15 protein-coding genes and 2 pseudogenes are annotated in these 17,335 nt (G+C 58.8%); 4 read left to right on the top strand and 13 right to left on the bottom strand.

What is annotated here, in order from left to right; genetic code table 11:
* Nucleotides 1-116 precede the first annotated feature (116 nt).
* Complete coding sequence (gene istB / locus BFN67_RS18715) at nucleotides 117-875, top strand: IS21-like element helper ATPase IstB (RefSeq protein ID WP_080921046.1); 759 nt, start codon at nucleotides 117-119, stop codon at nucleotides 873-875.
* A gap of 65 nt (nucleotides 876-940) precedes the next feature.
* Here the strand turns inward: istB and tnpC are convergent, their stop codons facing one another.
* The 3 genes from tnpC to tnpA all read right to left on the bottom strand — a co-directional run bounded on the left by tnpC (nucleotide 941) and on the right by tnpA (nucleotide 3,077).
* Nucleotides 941-2,224 (bottom strand): IS66 family transposase, encoded by a 1,284-nt coding sequence (gene tnpC, locus BFN67_RS18710; protein ID WP_425349804.1) that lies wholly within the window; start codon nucleotides 2,222-2,224, stop codon nucleotides 941-943.
* Between the two features lie 116 nt (nucleotides 2,225-2,340).
* On the bottom strand, nucleotides 2,341-2,694 hold the full coding sequence (gene tnpB, locus BFN67_RS18705) for an IS66 family insertion sequence element accessory protein TnpB (protein WP_080921045.1): 354 nt from the start codon (nucleotides 2,692-2,694) through the stop codon (nucleotides 2,341-2,343).
* Nucleotides 2,691-3,077 (bottom strand): IS66-like element accessory protein TnpA, encoded by a 387-nt coding sequence (tnpA, locus tag BFN67_RS18700; protein ID WP_080921051.1) that lies wholly within the window; start codon nucleotides 3,075-3,077, stop codon nucleotides 2,691-2,693. Before tnpA ends, tnpB begins: the two co-directional genes overlap by 4 nt.
* A gap of 92 nt (nucleotides 3,078-3,169) precedes the next feature.
* Between tnpA and BFN67_RS18695 the strand changes: the two are divergent.
* Nucleotides 3,170-3,958, top strand: a pseudogene (locus tag BFN67_RS18695) (CBASS oligonucleotide cyclase); the annotation flags it as partial.
* A gap of 89 nt (nucleotides 3,959-4,047) precedes the next feature.
* Here the strand turns inward: BFN67_RS18695 and BFN67_RS18690 are convergent.
* The 9 genes from BFN67_RS18690 to BFN67_RS18650 all read right to left on the bottom strand — a co-directional run bounded on the left by BFN67_RS18690 (nucleotide 4,048) and on the right by BFN67_RS18650 (nucleotide 14,377).
* Nucleotides 4,048-4,464: a hypothetical protein gene (locus BFN67_RS18690; protein ID WP_192856879.1), complete on the bottom strand. Its 417-nt coding sequence runs from the start codon at nucleotides 4,462-4,464 to the stop codon at nucleotides 4,048-4,050.
* 110 nt (nucleotides 4,465-4,574) lie between these two features.
* Entirely contained in the window at nucleotides 4,575-4,904 is a 330-nt protein-coding gene (locus tag BFN67_RS18685; RefSeq protein WP_080921044.1) for a hypothetical protein, read from the bottom strand.
* A complete protein-coding gene (locus tag BFN67_RS18680) occupies nucleotides 4,897-5,448 on the bottom strand; it encodes a hypothetical protein (protein WP_139789250.1) in 552 nt (183 codons plus the stop codon). Before BFN67_RS18680 ends, BFN67_RS18685 begins: the two co-directional genes overlap by 8 nt.
* Nucleotides 5,449-5,484: 36 nt before the next feature.
* The gene (locus BFN67_RS18675) at nucleotides 5,485-5,676 is read right to left on the bottom strand and encodes a hypothetical protein (protein WP_080921042.1); all 192 of its coding nucleotides are present in this window, start codon (nucleotides 5,674-5,676) and stop codon (nucleotides 5,485-5,487) included.
* Between the two features lie 96 nt (nucleotides 5,677-5,772).
* Entirely contained in the window at nucleotides 5,773-6,165 is a 393-nt protein-coding gene (locus BFN67_RS18670) for a hypothetical protein (protein WP_080921050.1), read from the bottom strand.
* An 81-nt stretch (nucleotides 6,166-6,246) separates the two neighbouring features.
* The gene (locus tag BFN67_RS18665) at nucleotides 6,247-6,723 is read right to left on the bottom strand and encodes a hypothetical protein (RefSeq protein ID WP_080921049.1); all 477 of its coding nucleotides are present in this window, start codon (nucleotides 6,721-6,723) and stop codon (nucleotides 6,247-6,249) included.
* Nucleotides 6,724-6,797: 74 nt separating this feature from the next.
* Nucleotides 6,798-8,951: a ParB/RepB/Spo0J family partition protein gene (locus BFN67_RS18660; protein ID WP_080921048.1), complete on the bottom strand. Its 2,154-nt coding sequence runs from the start codon at nucleotides 8,949-8,951 to the stop codon at nucleotides 6,798-6,800.
* Nucleotides 8,952-9,205: 254 nt separating this feature from the next.
* On the bottom strand, nucleotides 9,206-12,820 hold the full coding sequence (locus BFN67_RS18655; protein WP_080921041.1) for a YobI family P-loop NTPase: 3,615 nt from the start codon (nucleotides 12,818-12,820) through the stop codon (nucleotides 9,206-9,208).
* Between the two features lie 360 nt (nucleotides 12,821-13,180).
* Nucleotides 13,181-14,377, bottom strand: coding sequence for a DUF932 domain-containing protein (locus tag BFN67_RS18650; RefSeq protein ID WP_080921040.1), 1,197 nt, complete (start codon nucleotides 14,375-14,377; stop codon nucleotides 13,181-13,183).
* Nucleotides 14,378-14,626: 249 nt separating this feature from the next.
* Here BFN67_RS18650 and BFN67_RS18640 point away from each other — a divergent pair, with 249 nt between their 5' ends.
* The gene (locus tag BFN67_RS18640) at nucleotides 14,627-15,835 is read left to right on the top strand and encodes a DUF1173 domain-containing protein (protein ID WP_080921038.1); all 1,209 of its coding nucleotides are present in this window, start codon (nucleotides 14,627-14,629) and stop codon (nucleotides 15,833-15,835) included.
* Between the two features lie 25 nt (nucleotides 15,836-15,860).
* Here BFN67_RS18640 and BFN67_RS18635 read toward each other — a convergent pair whose 3' ends face one another.
* Entirely contained in the window at nucleotides 15,861-16,550 is a 690-nt protein-coding gene (locus BFN67_RS18635; protein WP_245295337.1) for a transposase, read from the bottom strand.
* Between the two features lie 205 nt (nucleotides 16,551-16,755).
* On the opposite strand from BFN67_RS18635, the pseudogene BFN67_RS24135 reads away from it, so the two are divergent.
* Nucleotides 16,756-17,335 (top strand): annotated as a pseudogene (locus BFN67_RS24135) (IS5 family transposase); the annotation flags it as partial.

Genomic DNA, 17,335 nt, shown 5'->3' with positions numbered 1-17,335 from the left:
CGGCCACCGAGACTGGACCTGTCCATCTACCCATACCTGCCGAGGGCGAATGTCGAGAAGACCTCGGTCAAGGCCTACATGCATCTGCTCGGTAGCATTGAAGGGGAGGAAGCGGCATGAGCACCGAGGCCCCCGAGATCCTGCTTGCCCATTATCTCAAAACCCTGAAGCTGCCGACCTTCCAGCGCGAATATCAGAAGCTGGCCCGGCTATGCGCCACCGAAGGCGTCGATCATGTCGGATATCTGACCCGGCTTGCCGAGCGGGAGATGATCGAGCGGGACCGCCGCAAGGTCGAGCGCCGCATCAAGGCGGCGAAGTTCCCGGTCGTCAAAAGTCTCGACAGCTTCGACTTCGCCGCCATCCCGAAGCTCAACAAGATGCAGGTGCTGGAACTGGCGCGCTGCGAATGGATCGAGCGCCGCGAGAACGTCATCGCGCTCGGTCCCAGCGGCACGGGCAAGACCCATGTTGCGCTCGGCCTGGGATTGGCGGCGTGCCAGAAGGGCCTGTCCGTCGGCTTTACCACAGCCGCTGCGCTGGTCAGCGAGATGATGGAGGCGCGCGACGAGCGGCGTCTGCTTAGGTTCCAGAAACAGATGGCCGCCTACCAGCTTCTCATCATCGATGAGCTTGGCTTTGTGCCACTCTCCAAGACTGGCGCGGAATTGCTGTTCGAGCTGATCTCGCAACGCTACGAACGGGGTGCCACCTTGATTACCAGCAACCTGCCATTTGACGAATGGACCGAAACGCTCGGATCTGAGCGCCTCACCGGCGCGCTGCTCGACCGCATCACCCACCACGTCAACATTCTCGAGATGAACGGCGACAGCTACCGTCTCGCCCAAAGCCGCGCCCGAAAGGCCGGCTGAAACACCCTTGCAAAATCGCTCCGTGCGTATGAGACCCCCGCTCGGGCTACGCCCTCCCGGCGGTCTCACACGCACGCAAACCGTGGCCTGGTTTTACTCCGCCCATTGGCCTGATTTTGCTCCGCCGTTGACAGCAGGCCATTCCAGTATTTGGCGATGTAGCTCAGGGCCTCGCCGAGCGGTGATTTGGCAGCAACGCGGGCGCGGTGAAGGCTGAGCCAGGTTTCCATGTCGGCAACCAGCGGCGCTGACCTCGCTTGTCTTTCCGCTAGGCGGGTTGCCGGATCAAGGCCTCGTAGCTCGGCCTCGATCCGGTAAAGTTCGCCGATCCGCTTCACGCCGTCCTCGGCTATCGGCGCTGGTCCGTTACGGGCGATCTCCACCAGCTTGCGGCGGGCATGCGCCCAGCAATAGGCAAGCCGAATGTCGAGACCGACGCGTTCCGGCGCGATCAGTCGATTGTATCCGGCATAGCCGTCAACCTGCAGAACGCCGGAGAAGTCCTGCAGTATCTGTTCGGCATGTAGTCCCCCGCGGCCGGGCGCATAGGTGAAGGCAACGCCCGGAGGAGCACCGCCGCCCCATGGTCGATCATCACGCGCCAAAGCCCAGAAGTATCCGGTTTTGGTTTTGCGCGAGCCGGGATCGAGCACCGGGGCCCGGGTCTCGTCCATGAAGAGCTTGCTCGAGCGCTTCAGGTCGACAATCAGGGCATCGAAGACGGGCCGCAGTTCGAAGGCCGCTCGCCCGACCCAATCGGCAAGCGTGGACCGGTCGAGGTCAATGCCCTGGCGGCTCATGATCTGCGCCTGCCTATAGAGCGGAAGATGGTCGGCGTATTTGCAGACCAGCACATGCGCGATGGTGGCTTCCGTCGGCAAGCCTGCCCCGATCAAGCGCGCTGGAGCCGGAGCCTGGACGACACCGTCGGTGCAGGAGCGGCACGCATATTTGGGACGACGGGTGACGATGACGCGGAACTGCGCCGGGATCACGTCCAGCCGCTCCGACACATCCTCACCGATGCAATGCAGGCATCCACCGCAGGCGCAGACTAAGCTTTCCGGCTCGACGATCTCTTCGATACGCGGAAGATGACCTGGAAGAGAACCGCGATTGGTTGCGCGCGGTTTGGAAACACGTTTGCCCGGAGAGGTATCGGCCTCGTCCTCAGCATGGACGGCCGCGATGGCCGTTTCCAGATCCTCCAGCGCCAGATCAAACTGATCAGGATCGGCCTTCTCGGATCTGCGCCCGAAGGCCGCCTGCTTGAAGGCGGCGACCAGCCTTTCCAGCCGTTCGATCCGATCGTCCTTACGAACCTCACGCGCGGTTGCCGCGATCAGCATCGCCTTCAGAGCGGCAATGTCATCAGGAAGATCGGCGGCGTTCAGCATGCGCTGAAGTTATCAAATCCGGCCTCGGTTCGCCTTTGGAATTGGCCGGCCGAGTCATCGTGCCGCAGCTACTCGATAGCCTCTGGCGCTCTCGTTTCAACAGCACGGACGCGCCGCCAGTCGAGGCCTGCAAACAGTGCTTCGAACTGGGCATGGCCCAACGTCATCAGGCCGTCCCTGATGCCGGGCCAGGTGAACGTATGCTCTTCCAGCCGCTTGTAGGCCATCACCATGCCGCTGCCATCCCAGTAGATCAGCTTCAACCGGTCCGCCCTGCGCGACCGGAAGACGAAGACTGCTCCCGTGAATGGGTCCTTACGCAGTTCGTTCTTCACCAACGCCGCCAACCCGTCATGGCCTTTGCGGAAGTCCACCGGCTTCGTCGCCACCATGATCCGTACGCGGTTCGACGGAAAGATCATGCCGGGGCCGCCAACGCACGCGCAATGGCCGCGATCCGAGCGGCAGATGCGCCTTCCTCCAGGCGGATCGTGACAGGACCGACAATAATCTCGGGGCGACTGGATGCTTTGATCGGCGGCCGGACCGCAGGGGTCTCGACAACCATGGACGCGAACTCCACAGCGTCTTCGGGCTCAGGCAAAACCAGTTTGCCTTGCCGCGCCATCGTCCGCCATGATGACAAGTGGTTGGGCTTCAGCCCATAGCGGTCCGCCACCTCGTTCACCGTCGCGCCCGGTCGTAAGCTCTCCGAAACGATCCTGGCCTTGACCTCATCAGGCCATTGCCGATGTCCTCCACGCCCGACCTTCCCGGTCGTGAGAATCTCCAGCGTAGTCTCCATGGAGAAACTCCCTTCGTTCGCCATGGAAAGCCGATCACAGATCAGGGAAGACGGGGCAACGTGGGGGCAGAACACCGGTTACGGAGAGTACGGCGTCCACTCGTCAGCAAAACGTCCGGGATGCGGTCGCAGAAGACTTCGCCGTGCTCGAATCGTTTTTGACTGGCTCCTATCGCCGGAACACGATGATCGCCCCTCTAACGACGGCGGATATCGACGTTTTCATCGTGCTCGATCCGAAATATCACGCACCGCAAAACCAGCATGCTTTGCTAACGTCCGTGATGAAGACACTCAAGAGACGATATTCTAAGACACCAAAAATAAAGCCAGACGGTCAAGCAGTCACCATCACCTTCACAGATTTCAAAGTCGATGTCGTTCCAGGTTTTTATCGAACTGGTGGTGGATTTCTCATCCCCGACGCGAACCTGAACAGATGGATTTCCACAGACCCGAAGAAGCACGTCGAGTTGTGGACCGCATCCAACAAGGTTCACAATGGCTCGCTCGTGCCACTGATCAAGATGGTGAAGTGCTGGAACCGAGAGAGGGGAGATCTCTTCCGCTCCTTTCATCTTGAGGTTCTTGTGCGCCATGTTCTCGAAAACGTCACCATCGCGGACTATCCGAGCGGGGCTCGATGGGTGTTCGACAAGATGAGGGATAAGGTGTGGGTGAAAATGGCCGATCCCGCCAGCTACAGTGAAGATGTCGCGTCATACCTTGGTAAGTCTGAGGCCGACAGAATGATCTCCGCTCTCGATCAGGCCTATCGCAAGGCTCTTACCGCGGAGAATTATGCCAAGCAAGGGTATGCAAAGCTGGCGATCGAAGAATGGCGTTCAGTTTTCGCTGACTATTTTCCTGCATACGGATAACCTTCCGCAAGGAACGGGCCGACCACCGCCAGCTTGTTGGATAGCGCGGCGGCCGGCCCGTTCTCCGTCGCGGCAAACAGGACACCTCCTCAGACTGGACCTAAACTGCAGCTGCGCATCCCGAAGGCCAACGAAGGTAATGTCTCATTGGCGATGCAGTTGCCGTAAAGGTCGTCATAGCCAGTTCCGGGAAGCGTACGTTTTCGAGATATGGTGATTGGCGGCCAGCCCCATCGCGCGAGGATGGATTGCATGCGCTCGAGATGCGCTATCGTCTCGGGCTTCTCTGACAAGAGATCGGCGAACGTAATGATGCCGGGCCGTAAATCCGCGAGCTTCAGGGCGAGAAGCAGCGCGGTGGAATCGACGCCCGCACCGTAGCAGACGGCAAGCAGACGGCCGGCCAGTGCGGTGCGCAGCAAACTGCGCTGCTGGCGGGTGAGAAGGCCGCCCGGCATGCCCGCCGCGCTTGAAGCGCGCGATCTGGGGAATTCCTGTTTCTGCATGTGCTGGCTCCATCAGGCAAAACTCCGCCGTGGCGCCCGAAGGCGCGGCATGGCGGGTGGGGAAAGTCGTGAACAATGGCTGGAAGGCCGTCGGCCGAGGGACCGTGCGGCTATCTGGCGATGCGCCGCTCGACCTTGACGCCGCGCGCGAGGTCGCGCGCGGCGATTTCCGCGGGAGACCAGGATTTGTTGACGGGCAAGGCTTCGAGGGCCTTTAGCGCCGACAGCATTTCGTCACTGGCGTCGAGCATGGCGAGAGCGCGAACGATCCTGTCGCAGTCTTCGTCGAAACGCTGGAGCCGGGTCCGTGATCCACTTATCAGCGTGCCGATATGGTACTCGTTACCAGGTTCCAACGCGAACAGGTTGCGGCGCCCCGTAAAGACGATCCCGGTCGCGGCATAGTCGCCGGCTACCAGGTCCCCGGAAAGATCAGCCATCGTTCCGACCCTTCGCCTCTGCGATAGTCCGTTCGGCATTGAGGAGGAAGGCGCTCAGCATGTTCACTGCCTCGTTGCCGACCTTGAGATGCGGCTCGCGCCTGTAGGCGTCGTCCCTGAAACCGATCGCTGCCGAACGCAGTTCCTTCAGGGCATCGAGCAGAACCGGTCGAAGCCGCTCGCGACGGATTGCTGCGCGAAGACCCGCAAGGATGTCGGGAATTCCCTCCTGTGCCTCGTCATCTTCGAAGCTGGTGACAAAGCGTTCCGCCATCATAAGGGCATCGACGGTGTCGTTGGGATTGTCGGCATGGACAACGGCACTGTCGAAATGTGGCCAAGGAGCACCATCGCCATTCGACGTTCCAGACGCGAGCGCCTGGTCGCGCTTACGGAAATCCGCGAGCAAGTCTTCGCTCGTAGCGTGGAAAATGCCGTTTTCGGTAATCAATGACACGCTGGCGCCGAACGTATCGGGTTGCTGGCTGGGATCGCTGATCCATTGGATGACGACAAGCTCCCCTGCCGTTGGGAATCGTGTCACGATGTCCTGCACGACAAATTGATCACAGGTCGATTGTCATGCCGGCCCCATCTCCTCGTTCTGAAGGTCCCAGCCGGTTTGCCAGCGGGGATCGTCGAAATCGGGTGTGTCGACGGCGCCGGAGGACACCCCTTCGCGAGCATCATACTCGTCATCCGCCTCAACCTCGATCTCGATGCTGCGTGTGGTCCTGAAGACGTGGATGATCCTGATTCTGTGTCTTGCCATGTGAATGATGATCCTTTCTCACGTTGATGGACGGGGCAGCCTGCGGCATGGACAGACCGCTGGCGCCGCAGGCTTTCGGTGCCCCGGGTGGCGGCTTCAGGCAGCGTGGCGATCCGGGGAATGCACAGCATCCCGGCCAATGCCGGTGATGGCGCGGACGGCCGCGGCGAGCGCCGGGATGTCGTCGAGCATGGCGAGTGCGACGAAGTGGTTGGCTCCGCCGGTATAATCCTTGCGGCCCTTGCAGGTACGGATCAGGATACCGTGACCCGAGGACATGCCGAACTGACCGACCTGAATGTAGACGGCGGTGTGATGCAAGGTCACTTCACCGGAGACGGCGATTCCCGCCTTGTTGGAACGCACTTCGTATGATCCGGCGGGCAGATGAAGCTCGGCGGCGAGTTTCTTCAGCCGCGAACGGGCCGTGGTGTGAAAGCGTCTCTTCTGCTGCTCGTCATAGGAGCAGCTTTTGGTCCAGTCGAACATGTCGATCTCCATGAAACGGAACAGGTCCGAGACCGCCTGCGCGACCTCGGACCTGTCGTCGGTTGGTTCTTGGTGAAAACGTCAGGCGGCCGTGCGACCCTCGACGACGTCGGCGCCGACCTCATCGGCGGTGACCTCTTCGAGAAAGGCGCGGCTGTACCGGTTGCTGGCGAGCCAGCGTTCCGCAGCCTCGCGATCCTTGGCGAGATGCAGGAGTTCCGGGCTGTCGCCGACATCCTGCAGGATGCGGACCATACCAATCGCGGGACGTTCGACGATCTCGAACCGCAGCTCGCTGTCGACGGTATAGGTGCGGCGGACCGAGACAACGATGGTGCCCGCCTGACCAAAATCGCCCTCATGCAGGGTGAAACAGGCGGGCGACGTGTAGGTCGCGCGTTCGCGCGGCGGTTCCTTCCTGATTAGCCGTCCGACGCTGTTGCGACGTCCCCAGGCAGCAACCTTCTTCCTGAAACGCTCCGGCGGCTTCGGAATGCCGTCGGAATAGCGGACGACACTTCCCAGAGGGGCAGAATCGTAAACGATGTGGGCTGACATTGCGGCTTTCTCCATGTCGGAAAACAGGAAGGGCCCGGCGGTGATGCCGGGCCCGGTGATGAGCGAAAGACCGATTATTCGGCGGCCTGCAGGTGGTCAGTATCCTCGCCGTCGACAGTCGCCGCTTCATCGGCGGATGCGCCGGTATCGTCGGCGAGATAGGCCGGCAGTTCGGCGGTATCGCCGTCGGGATCCGTCTCGTCCGTCGCATCGCCGGCGACGGGCTCACCGCCTTCGGCAACCGCGTCGTCGGCGTCGAGGCGCAGCGGCTCGGGCAACCAGTCCGATCCTTCGAGAAGACGGGCGGCCTCCCGCGCCATGAGGTCCTTCTTCATATGGTCGATCAGCTGGGCGGAGTCTTCGCCGCGGGCTTCACGGACTGCCTGGACGATCCGGGCCTTGGTGACGCGGCCGAGATAGTTGTCCACCGTCGGCGACCAACCCGCCTCGACCATGTCGAAGCCGAGCGTGCCGGCGAGAACGTCGGCATGGGCAAGTGCGCCTGGTCGCCTGTTCCAGGGCTCGACGACGGCGTTGAGCGAGAGCGAGGCGCAGTGCGCGAACAGAGCCTTGCGGCTCGCCTCGTCGAGACCGAGCAGGAAGTCCCAGAGCTTGTCGCTGTCGGGCATGTCCTTGTCCCAGGCCTCGTGCCGCTCAGCGATCTCCTTCGCCCAAGCAGTCTCGGCAAGTCCCTGGACCTGGCCGAAGCTGTTGCTGACCATGCTGATCTCGAGACAGCTGTCCTTGGCGAACCGGTAGAACACCTGCAGCACGAGCGCATGGAGAACGGCAACGAAGGCGATGTCGACGTCGCTCGCCAGCGCATTGCGAAGTGCCAGCGTCTTTTGCGCAGTGAGGTCGAAGACGAGGCGGTCCGGCAGCGGCTTGATGCCTTCATCCTCGGGCTCCTCGGCCGCTTCGGATGCGCCGTTCAAAGACCGGCCGTTGACGGTGACGCCACCGGCGCCGTCGTCCTCGGCGTCCGCCGTGTCGCGACCTTCATCGCCGATCGCCTCATCATCCTCGTCCGTCTCCGCGCGCGGTTCGTCCTCTGGACGCACGAAGCCCGCTTCGACCTGAAGCTGGCCGTTGGCGCCGAGCGTGACGAAGGCGCCGGCGATGGCCTTCTGCGCCGGGTCGTAGACATGAGGCCGATCGGCGAACGCGTCGAGTTCGGCGCCGAGTTGGTCGAGCCTGTTCTCAATCTCTTCGTCTGCCTCCTCCATCTCGGCATATTTGGTGTCGAGCTCGTCGTACTCGGCCTTGACAGCATCGTGCCGGGCGACTTCCTCGGCGCTCATCTCTTCCGGTTCGGCATAGACGCGCCGCATGCCGGAGGTGTGGCCATAGGGGAAGCTGATTGCCGCCTCGACCCACTTCCAGCCGTCGGCCCGCACGGCCTCGGCGTCGACCTTTAGCTTTTCGAAGACCAGCTGCTCGAGAAGAGCTGCATCCTGGAACCAGCCGCCGGAGTCCTGTTCGAACAGGTCGCGCAGGACAACGCCGCCGGCAGCCTCATAGGCTTCGGCGCCGACATAGACCGCGCGGCGATCATCGGCGCGGACCGTGGTTTCCGTCAGCAGGCGCCGGATGTAATAGGGCTCCTGCATATGCGCGTTGTCGGAGATACGCTCCCAGACCTGCTCCTGGCGGGCATGGTCGTCCGAAATCGAAAATGCCATGAGCTGCTCAAGACGGATTTCAACCTGCTCATAGAGATCGAGCAGCTTTGGCGAGACGTTGGCGAGCTTCAGCCGCTGCTTCACCGTGTTCGGCGAAACAAAATAGCGGGCGGCGATCTCCTCGACATCGAGCCCCTGCTCGCTGAGCGTCTTGAAGGCACGGAACTGATCGAGCGGATGCAGGTTTTCGCGGTGGACGTTTTCGGCGAGCGAGTCGTCCTCCATGCTCGTCAGCCCGGACCGATTGACGATGCAGGGCGTCGGCGCGGTCTTCGCCATTTCCTTGCGCTTGACCAGAAGCTGAAGCGCCGAGAAACGCCGGCCACCGGCGGGCACTTCATACCGACCGGTTTCTTCGCCGTCCTTCATCTCGGGACGGACGTTCAGGCTCTGGATAAGGCCGCGGCGCGCGATGTCGGTGGCGAGATCCTCGATCGAGACGCCGTTCTTGATCCGTCGAACGTTCTTCTGCGACAGGAACAGCTTGTCGAACGGAATGTTTTCCGCCTGATTGAGGGTGATCTTCTGGATGGCGCTCTTTGCCATGGTCAGGGTCTCCATGACGGGCGGCCCGGGGCCTCTCCCCGAACCTCCAGGCCCGTCAGGAACCCTCCCCTCCGCCCTCTACCTCTCGCGGCGCCGGCGCAGGCCGGCTGCCGCAGGCGCGACCCGAATTCTCTCCGGATTTGCGACGGACCCATCGATGAAAGAAATGGCAGCTTCCGACCTTAAAGTCGGTCATTCGACCCGTTTCATCTGCTGCCTGAAACCTGCCGTCTATTGGGAGTATGACCGTTTTGTCATCGCCTTTTGAGATTTACGCGTATCTCATCACCTAGGAACCAACCACCCCCCTCGCTCCACGAAGAAATGATTCCGCGAGTCTCAAGCCATTGGGCCAATGCACGATTTTCATCTGATCTTGGCAATCTGGGAGTGTGATATCCTGTCGTGATCTCAGAAAAGGGAGCTGGAAGCGCCGTAAGCACTTGGCGTGCTTCATCGACCGTCATAGTCGAGTGAAGCTTGTTGAAAAGGGAAATTTGCGTCTCAACGGGTCTTGAATTCAGGATAAGTGACTGCGCTTTAGCCGCATCAATGCCGGATATACGAACGTTGGTCCGGTCAATAATCGGGCCTATGAGTGCCGCTCGTTTGGGCTGTTCCGTCAGGGTACTCAAATCGATCAAGTCGATTATCGCGCGCTTATCGTCATCTGTTATGTCGGCTTGAAGGAGCCCTTCTCGGAAGATATCGTCGAGACCGAAAATGTCGGGATCGGTGAGATAAGCTTCGATGTTTTTTGCCACGAAAAGGATCGGCAAATCTGTATCGACGTCTAGGCTTTCAAGAGTATCTTTTGAAAAGGTAATCTTGCGCTCCTCTATGAGAGTAGCGAGCTTCGAAGAATCGAGGCTTTTGGGAAAATTCTTGAATGTATTGGGCAACGCCCGGACATATTCCCGGTAACCATCATCGCTCAGTGCGTTCGCGTTAACAAGGAATTGGCGTAGCGGCAATGTCTTGGGATCGTTACTCAGACGGTGCTTCAGAATTGCCGCGCGCACATCTTTCCGATCAAGATAGGCCACCAGGATTTCCGCCACGAAGCCACTGCCTCCCATGAACGAGATGCAATTGTCCCATGTTGGCGCGATACGTCGCAGCTCAAATACCATGGCGTGCAATTTCTCCGGAACCCCCATCAGCGCAGGCAGGAGAGCCGTCTGTCGACCGAGAAATTCACGGAGATTGTCTTCGTCAAGCCCCTCACGACTTAAGAGATCGGTTATGGCTGCCGCATCTTCCTCGGAATTGTCGTCAAGCTCAAGGAGTACGTTGCTAAGATAGATATCAAGATCGCGTTCGACCCTGGTTATCAGGGTAAGATCTGTGAGCGAACGCAGCGTAGTGTAATTGCGCTCGCGAAGCGCCATGAGATTGGTTTCGCCCATAACCTCGCGATAGACGTGTTCCACATTAGCAATCGAGAGTTCAAAAAGACCTCGCCCCACCATGAAGCGCACGATGCCGGTGAACTTCCCTATTGCCGGAAGGTCTCGAACCTCGAAGCAAATTCGCTCAAGGCGTTCGGATGCCAAGTCAGGTGCAAGTGCCAGAATTTCAGGGAGGTTCGCCGCGACGAAGTCAGACAACTCGTCGCCATCGCGTGCTAGGGTTTCTAGCGCCCTTTCCGGCAAGCTGGTTACCAACTGTGTGATATGTGAGAGATTGCGCTTGCTGGCGATTGCCGTCGGAACGAACTGCTTCCATTCGTCAGTCAGGCGGGAAAGCAACTTGGGGACGGCACGTCCCGTGGCGTAATAGGCCTCTAAGAAATCTTCGCAGCCTTCGAAATGGGACGCGATAAACTCGAACAGCTTACGAGTTTGATCGCTGTAGCGAGTCGTCTCGCTCAGAAGGCAGTCAACTAATTTGACGTTAAGAACATAGCTTTGCCCGAAGTCCGCTTCGCGCATCGCTGCGATGACCTCAGTCGGGTTGTCAATCTGAAAGTCGGGGTCTGGAGTAAAGAACGCCCGTATCTGGATTAAAAACTTGTTGTCATTGGGTGACAGCCGACCAGAATGGAATAGCGACGTATATTGATAATACGTATCGTCGAGATGGCCTTCTAGAATCAAGAAGCGAGCCAACTCGCCCTTCTCGCCGAAGCCGTCGAAAAGATCAGTCACACGGTCGGCGCTTGAGCGCACGAGTTCATTGAACTTAGCTGTTCGAGTTGTCGCGATCTTCGCTCTAAGCTCACGAATCCGTCGCAAGCTCTCGTTCTTTTTGGCCTCAGATTTGCTTTCGATTTCCACCTCGCGCTGAATGTAGGTTTTCTGGCTATCCACGTCGTTCTGCAAGGAGGAGATATTGGTCCGCTGTCGGTTATTATAGATATCGCGGGAGAAAATATGCGAACCTGCGATTAACTGATCAAACGCGTCATGCTCAACAAGCGACTGAATTGCGATCCACGATTGCCCGTCAAGGCTGATGCTATTGACGTTCGCAGGAAGCATCTGAACGAGCGACATTGCGTAGATCTTGCGCAATTCTTTCAGGTCGGAAGGTATCTGTCTTTCGGCAACATCGATCTTTTGCTCCATTTCCGCAATCTCGGCCTTACAAGCTGCCTCCCTCTGTGTAACAAGCTCATCGTGGCGCCCCAGAATGTCAGCGAGATTGCCTTCGCCCCGGTGCAGTTGTTCGAAATCCCTAGGATAGACGTTCTTATATATTAGGATCGCAAGAAGCTTGTTGGCGTTGAGAGTATTTTCGTCATCGGTCTCCAAATTGGCGACGTAGATGGCATATTCGTTGAAGATATTCTGAATAAGCCTCAGGTCGTTCAGATACCGTGAGACCTCTCGAAGGAACTGTCGATCAAGACGGCCATCGAGTTCAAGTCTCTTTCCTTGCTTAAGAACCATATCAATCGAGTTTGACGCGTTTATTATGGGAATGACCGGAACAATGAATTCAAAGAACTTAGTTCTGTCCGTATTGACGAACACATCGTCGCGCAAGGCATAGAGAAATCGGACGGTTCGTTTGATGCCCGCATTCTCGTTCACAAGACTGTTGATTTCCCGTAACGTTACGAAGATTTCTGCTTCATCGAAACGGTCCAGGTCCTCAATCACTACGAGGTCATATTTTGTCGACTGGAAGAAGTAGATGATCTCGTCCAAGTGACGGTTCAGGATTGACTCCTGATTTTCGGATGAGGGTCTGATCTCGATGTCCTTCAAAGAGATGCCCTTGAGCGAAAGCCCGAAACTGGCGACGTAGAAATGATGCAGCGCAACCCAAAGGAATATTGCCGCAAAAATGAAGCTCCCAAGGTTGAGCCAGTTGCTGAGTGCTAGCGGTGTGAGGAAATTTCCACTGATGATTTCTTCTCGCCGAGAAAAAATGTACCAAAGCGAAATTATTCCAATCATAATACAGAGCGATTTTAAGATCGACAGAACGCCTGGTGACTGGATTCGTTTGAAACGAGAGAGTGGAAGATTATTGGCGTCGGGACCATACAGCATCTGCTGCAAAATACTTCTCTCAATTTCTTGACGCGTTACCTTGCTGCCACCGGCATCAGCCTCGGGAACGAATGCAGCGAGAGATAAATGGAGCGGAGATCCAGGATATCGCTTTAAGAACGATTGGATTATGCTGCTTTTCCCTGACCCATAGGGGCCAGTCAGCGCTATATTGCGAACCTTGTCTTCGTTCGTGGCATAGAGAAGGGCTCTCGAATATACACCGGCCTTATCAGCCTCATCGGTTGGCGCTAGGTGCACGAACTTCGATTGCGTGTTTGCGCGGCCAACATTGTCCAAGAACGTGACGAGCTTCGCGAGCCGACCGGCCAACCAGTTTGATAATGTTGCGGTGAGTCTTTTCATCAATAGCCAGCCTAGCACAATCACACATTGCGAAGATGTTTGGTGAGCCGAAATCAACTACTTATCGTCGGTTATGAACGTCTGCTTCCAAAAACGAGTTTTGCAAATCCTCCGATGACCGATTTGAAGGCGGAAATCAGCTGAAGCTCGGCGGCCAGCTGAATGGCCGCTTCCCCAACTCCGCCGACCAGAAGCAATCAGGCAGCTTTCCACCCCATCTCGGTCATTCGCACTTATATGTTTACCCCCAGTGACCGGCGACGGCGAAAAGCGCCGTCCTCCGGACGGGGGACGGCGCTTTGCATGGGGCGGTCATGGGAAAACCAGACGTGCGATCAGCAGATCATCCGTCGGAATGGATCAGTGGGCGAGGTTGAGGAGCTTCTTGGCCCTGCCTTCCATCTCTAGCCGCACATCCTGATGCTGCTTGTCGCGCGCCACACGCGTGATCCCCTGGACGAAGTCGAAGATCGACGCCGGCGGATGCCCTTCTTCATTGAGTACCGTGTCGATGATCTTCGTGGTTTCACCTTTCGAGAAACCGCGCTTGCGCAGAAATGTCGTCCGATCGTCATCGTCGCGTGCCACGATGCGTTCGCGTGCCGCCTTGATGCCGTTGACGAAGGGCATGGGCGAGGATTCGGCGAACTGGATCAGCGCCGGCTCGGCTTCGAGCGCAAAGCGCGAGGCGGCGTATTTCGAATGGCGGATGGTGATTTCCTGGAAATCTTCGACGCCCCACAAATTCCTATTTTGGCACACTGCGCGTAGGTAAAAGCTTGCAATTCCAAGGGTTTTCGACCCAACTTCGCTGTTCCATGCGTAGAACCCGCGGAAATAGAGATCAGGTTCTCCGTTCGGCAGCCGGCCGGCCTCAATGGGGTTGAGATCGTCGACCAGGAACACAAAGACATCGCGGTCGGAGGCATAGAGTGTCGTCGTATCTTTCGAGATGTCGACATTCGGGTTGTAGATATGGGTGGACCAGTCGAGCAAACCCGGCACCTTCCAGCGCGTGTCGCCGGTGCCGTTGCCGGCGATCTTCTGCACCGCTTCGATAAGTTCATGGTCGAATATTCTGCCGTAATCCGGGCCAGTGACCGCCCGAAGCTCGAGGCGGCCGTTCTCGATCTCGAGTGTCTTGACCTGTTCGGCCCGATGGTTGAGCAGGCCATGCTGCAGGTTTATCCCGGCGAGCGGCGCCGGAAGCTGACGCAGATAGGTGGCGGGCGCGCCGACCAGGCTGGCAAGCTGACCGAAGCTCCAGTGTGTCGGAGTGACCGGCGCGTGAGCCTCCGGCAGCATCAACTTCAGCCGCTCGGGGTTGTCGCGGGAAGCCTCAACGCGGATAGCTTCGCTCTCGACGATGCGCGTTTTGCTGCGTTCGGACCGGCGCTTGACGGAATTGTGCAGGTCGGTGAGCGACAGATAGCGCTCGTCGGCTGGCCTATTGAACCATTCCGACGACACGCGGCCAATGCTCTGGCCCTTGCTGACGTCCACCTTATAACCGTTCGACGCACCGCGTATCGGCGACTGAATTTCCATATGGGTCATGATCTTGCTCCGCGACGGACGCCGGAAGCCTCTCTCCCGGTCCTTCACCCGCCATCAGCGGACGGCCTCCCCTCTACCTCTTTCCGCATCGGCCGCCGCGCGAAGCACCAACGCCGCCGTGTACGAGCGGCAGGATTGCGCACGATGGGTAAAGATCGAAGTCGGGCTTCTCAATCCGAAGACTGAACAGGTTGCGTTGTGGGAAAAGCCATGACTCAATAGCGGCGGAGGGCGCAGCGATCTGGAGTGATGGAGGTGACGCGGCAGTTCAGAATCGGAGCTGAGTCCTACGACAACAATGCACCTGACCTGCAAACGGCGCTGAAGGCCGCCTATGAACGCAGGCAGCGACCGCTCTGTCTGTGCAAGGAACAAGGTGTGCCGATGTACATCGCGCGCATGGGCGACCAGTTCCTCGTCAAGCGCATGCCGCTGACAGGTGCGGAACACAGCCCAGCTTGCGAGTCCTTCGAGCCGCCCTACGAGCTCTCCGGTCTTGGCGCGCTGATGGGCAGTGCGATACAGCTTGACCCGACAACCGGCATGGCGGCGCTGAAGCTGGAGTTCAGCCTGTCGAAACGGGGTAACCGGGCCTCACCCGTCGGCACCGGCAACGGCGCGGTCGACAGCGTGATCGGTGAACAACGCAAGATGACGCTGCGCGGGCTGCTGCATTATCTGTGGCATGAAGCCGGCATGACGAAATGGACGTCCGCCTGGTCCGGCAAGCGGCATTGGTGGAACCTGCAATGGCATTTGCTCGAAGCCGCGAAGCATATGGCCGTGAAGGACGCACCGCTGTCAGACATCCTCTACATCCCTGAGCAGTTTCGGTCTCGGAACAGGCAGGCGATCGAGCAGCGCCGCGTAGAGGCTCTCGCCCAGGCACTGCCGCCGAAAAGTGGGCCGCGACCGCTTATGGTGCTGGTCGGCGAGGTGAAGGAGTTCGCGCCGGCCCGCTCAGGCGTGAATCTCGTCGTGAAGCATATGCCGGGGTTTCCATTCATCCTCGATGAGGGACTGTATCGCCGCCTGCAGGCTCGGTTCGAAAGCGAGATCGCGCTTTGGAGCTCGGACAACGCATCGCATCTGGTCGCTATCGCCACGTTTGGGTTGAGCGCGGCTGGTCTCGCGATCGTAGAGGAAATCGCCCTGATGGTAGTGGCGGAGAACTGGATACCTTACGAGTCCGCCTACGAAAAGCGACTGGTCGATGCCCTGGCACGAATACGGGAGCAGAGCACCAAGGGATTGCGCTACAATATGCCCCTTGATCAGCCAATGGCGGCTGCCATGTTCCTGCAGCGTCAGCCGCGTCAGGTTGCGCTCTATATCGTACCGCCGATCGCAGATGAGAAATTCGAGGCCGCGCTCGACGAATTGATCACCTCGCGGCCGGAAATGGATGCCTGGATATGGCGTATTACTGACGGCGAAATGCCGCCCTTACCGACCTGAACCGGAGCAGTCGCTATGGATGTGGTCAGTTGAGCCCGAGCTTTCTCTTCAGCTCAGCATTTTCTTTGCGCAGACGTTCGGCCAGCTGCTTCTTCAGGCGGGCATTCTCTTCCTCTAGCGCAAGGAGATCCTTCAACTCGCCGCTTTCCGGTGCAGCCGTTGCCGCCTTCTTCCACTGGTAATAGGTCTGCTCCGAAATACCGGCCTGCTTCGTGGCGCTCTTGATACTCTCCCCACGAGAGATCGACTTCTCGATCTGGCCAAGTTTTTGCGTACGCTCCCGGGCGGAGTAGATTTTGCGCGGCGCTTTCACGGCAGCAGGCGAAGCGGATTCCGAGACGACCGCTTTGGCAGTGTTCTTTGCAGCTGACCGCTTCGGTTGCGCTTTTGCTGCCTTTCTGGGCCGTGGAGCTTTTTTCTCTGCTTCAGCTATCTCTGCCTTCGCAGGTGCTTCGGTGCTGATCTGTTCTGATCCAGTTTCCTGGGGATCGGGCATAAGGTACTCCGCTTGGCGTTTGTCTCCATCTACAGCATCACTGGGCGTCACATCAGAGTCAATAAGCTGACTATCCGGCAGTTCTGTCGCCTTGGCCTCTTGCGTGGTTTCGGTAGCAATAGCGGACAGGTCAAGATCGCCCCAGATCGAGTGGTTCCGTTTGGGGCTGCCTCGCCTGTGTTTGACCTCCACGATGAATGGCCGGATCTGGCGCTTCATTAACCTGCGGATGAGGGTCTGATCAACCGTCGTCTCTGAGTTCCACCCCCAGCCCTGTGCAGCTTCAGTCGATCCGACTGCTTCGCAAAACCTGTCGAGCAGCCGATCTCGTCTTGCCCCCGCTTGACAGGAAACATGAGAGCTAGGCTCAGGACCTATTAATTGCGTTTGAGATGTAATTCACGGTCTCCAATTGGAGGCCGTGATGGGTGATTTGTTTCTGCTGAGCGAGCGCCAGATGGCGCGAATATCGCCATTCTTCCCGCTGTCGCACGGGGTGCCGAGGGTTGACGACCGGCGGGTGGTGAGCGGCATCGTCTACGTGATCCGCAACGGGCTGCAGTGGAAGGATGCGCCGGCTGGCTACGGCCCGCACAAGACGCTCTACAACCGTTTCATCCGCTGGAGTCTGATGGGCGTGTTCGACCGTATCTTCGCAGGGCTTGCCGGAGAAGGACCGAAACCCGAGCGCATCATGATCGACGCGACGCATCTGAAGGCTCATCGCACGGCGGCGAGCCTGCTCAAAAGGGGGATGTTCCCCGTCGTATCGGGCGAACCAAGGGTGGGCTGAACTCCAAGCTCCACACCGTCTGCGACGGTGAAGGCCGGCCGATCATCCTGCTTTTGTCGGAAGGCCAGATGAGCGACCACAAGGGCGCCCGCATGGTGCTCGACGCCTTGCCGAGCGCTTCACACCTGATCGCCGATCGCGGCTACGACAGCGCCTGGTTCCGGACCGAACTCGAAGCACGCGGCATCAAACCCTGCATTCCGTCGAGCCG

Source organism: Manganibacter manganicus, from assembly GCF_002075885.1.
Taxonomy (GTDB): Bacteria; Pseudomonadota; Alphaproteobacteria; order Rhizobiales; family Rhizobiaceae; genus Mesorhizobium; species Mesorhizobium manganicum.
Note: the sequence above shows the minus strand (reverse complement) of the source record. Positions and strands in the feature narration are given on the sequence as shown.

Bases quoted from the DNA above. Each gene is read 5' to 3' on its own strand.
- BFN67_RS18685 (WP_080921044.1), bottom strand. From the start codon at position 4,904: ATGGCTGATCTTTCCGGGGACCTGGTAGCCGGCGACTATGCCGCGACC.
- BFN67_RS18675 (WP_080921042.1), bottom strand. From the start codon at position 5,676: ATGGCAAGACACAGAATCAGGATCATCCACGTCTTCAGGACCACACGC.
- tnpB (WP_080921045.1), bottom strand. From the start codon at position 2,694: ATGATCTTTCCGTCGAACCGCGTACGGATCATGGTGGCGACGAAGCCG.
- BFN67_RS18635 (WP_245295337.1), bottom strand. From the start codon at position 16,550: ATGAAGCGCCAGATCCGGCCATTCATCGTGGAGGTCAAACACAGGCGA.
- BFN67_RS18660 (WP_080921048.1), bottom strand. From the start codon at position 8,951: ATGGCAAAGAGCGCCATCCAGAAGATCACCCTCAATCAGGCGGAAAAC.
- BFN67_RS18650 (WP_080921040.1), bottom strand. From the start codon at position 14,377: ATGACCCATATGGAAATTCAGTCGCCGATACGCGGTGCGTCGAACGGT.
- tnpC (WP_425349804.1), bottom strand. From the start codon at position 2,224: ATGCTGATCGCGGCAACCGCGCGTGAGGTTCGTAAGGACGATCGGATC.
- BFN67_RS18655 (WP_080921041.1), bottom strand. From the start codon at position 12,820: ATGAAAAGACTCACCGCAACATTATCAAACTGGTTGGCCGGTCGGCTC.
- BFN67_RS18690 (WP_192856879.1), bottom strand. From the start codon at position 4,464: ATGCAGAAACAGGAATTCCCCAGATCGCGCGCTTCAAGCGCGGCGGGC.
- BFN67_RS18640 (WP_080921038.1), top strand. From the start codon at position 14,627: ATGGAGGTGACGCGGCAGTTCAGAATCGGAGCTGAGTCCTACGACAAC.
- BFN67_RS18670 (WP_080921050.1), bottom strand. From the start codon at position 6,165: ATGTTCGACTGGACCAAAAGCTGCTCCTATGACGAGCAGCAGAAGAGA.
- istB (WP_080921046.1), top strand. From the start codon at position 117: ATGAGCACCGAGGCCCCCGAGATCCTGCTTGCCCATTATCTCAAAACC.
- tnpA (WP_080921051.1), bottom strand. From the start codon at position 3,077: ATGGAGACTACGCTGGAGATTCTCACGACCGGGAAGGTCGGGCGTGGA.
- BFN67_RS18665 (WP_080921049.1), bottom strand. From the start codon at position 6,723: ATGTCAGCCCACATCGTTTACGATTCTGCCCCTCTGGGAAGTGTCGTC.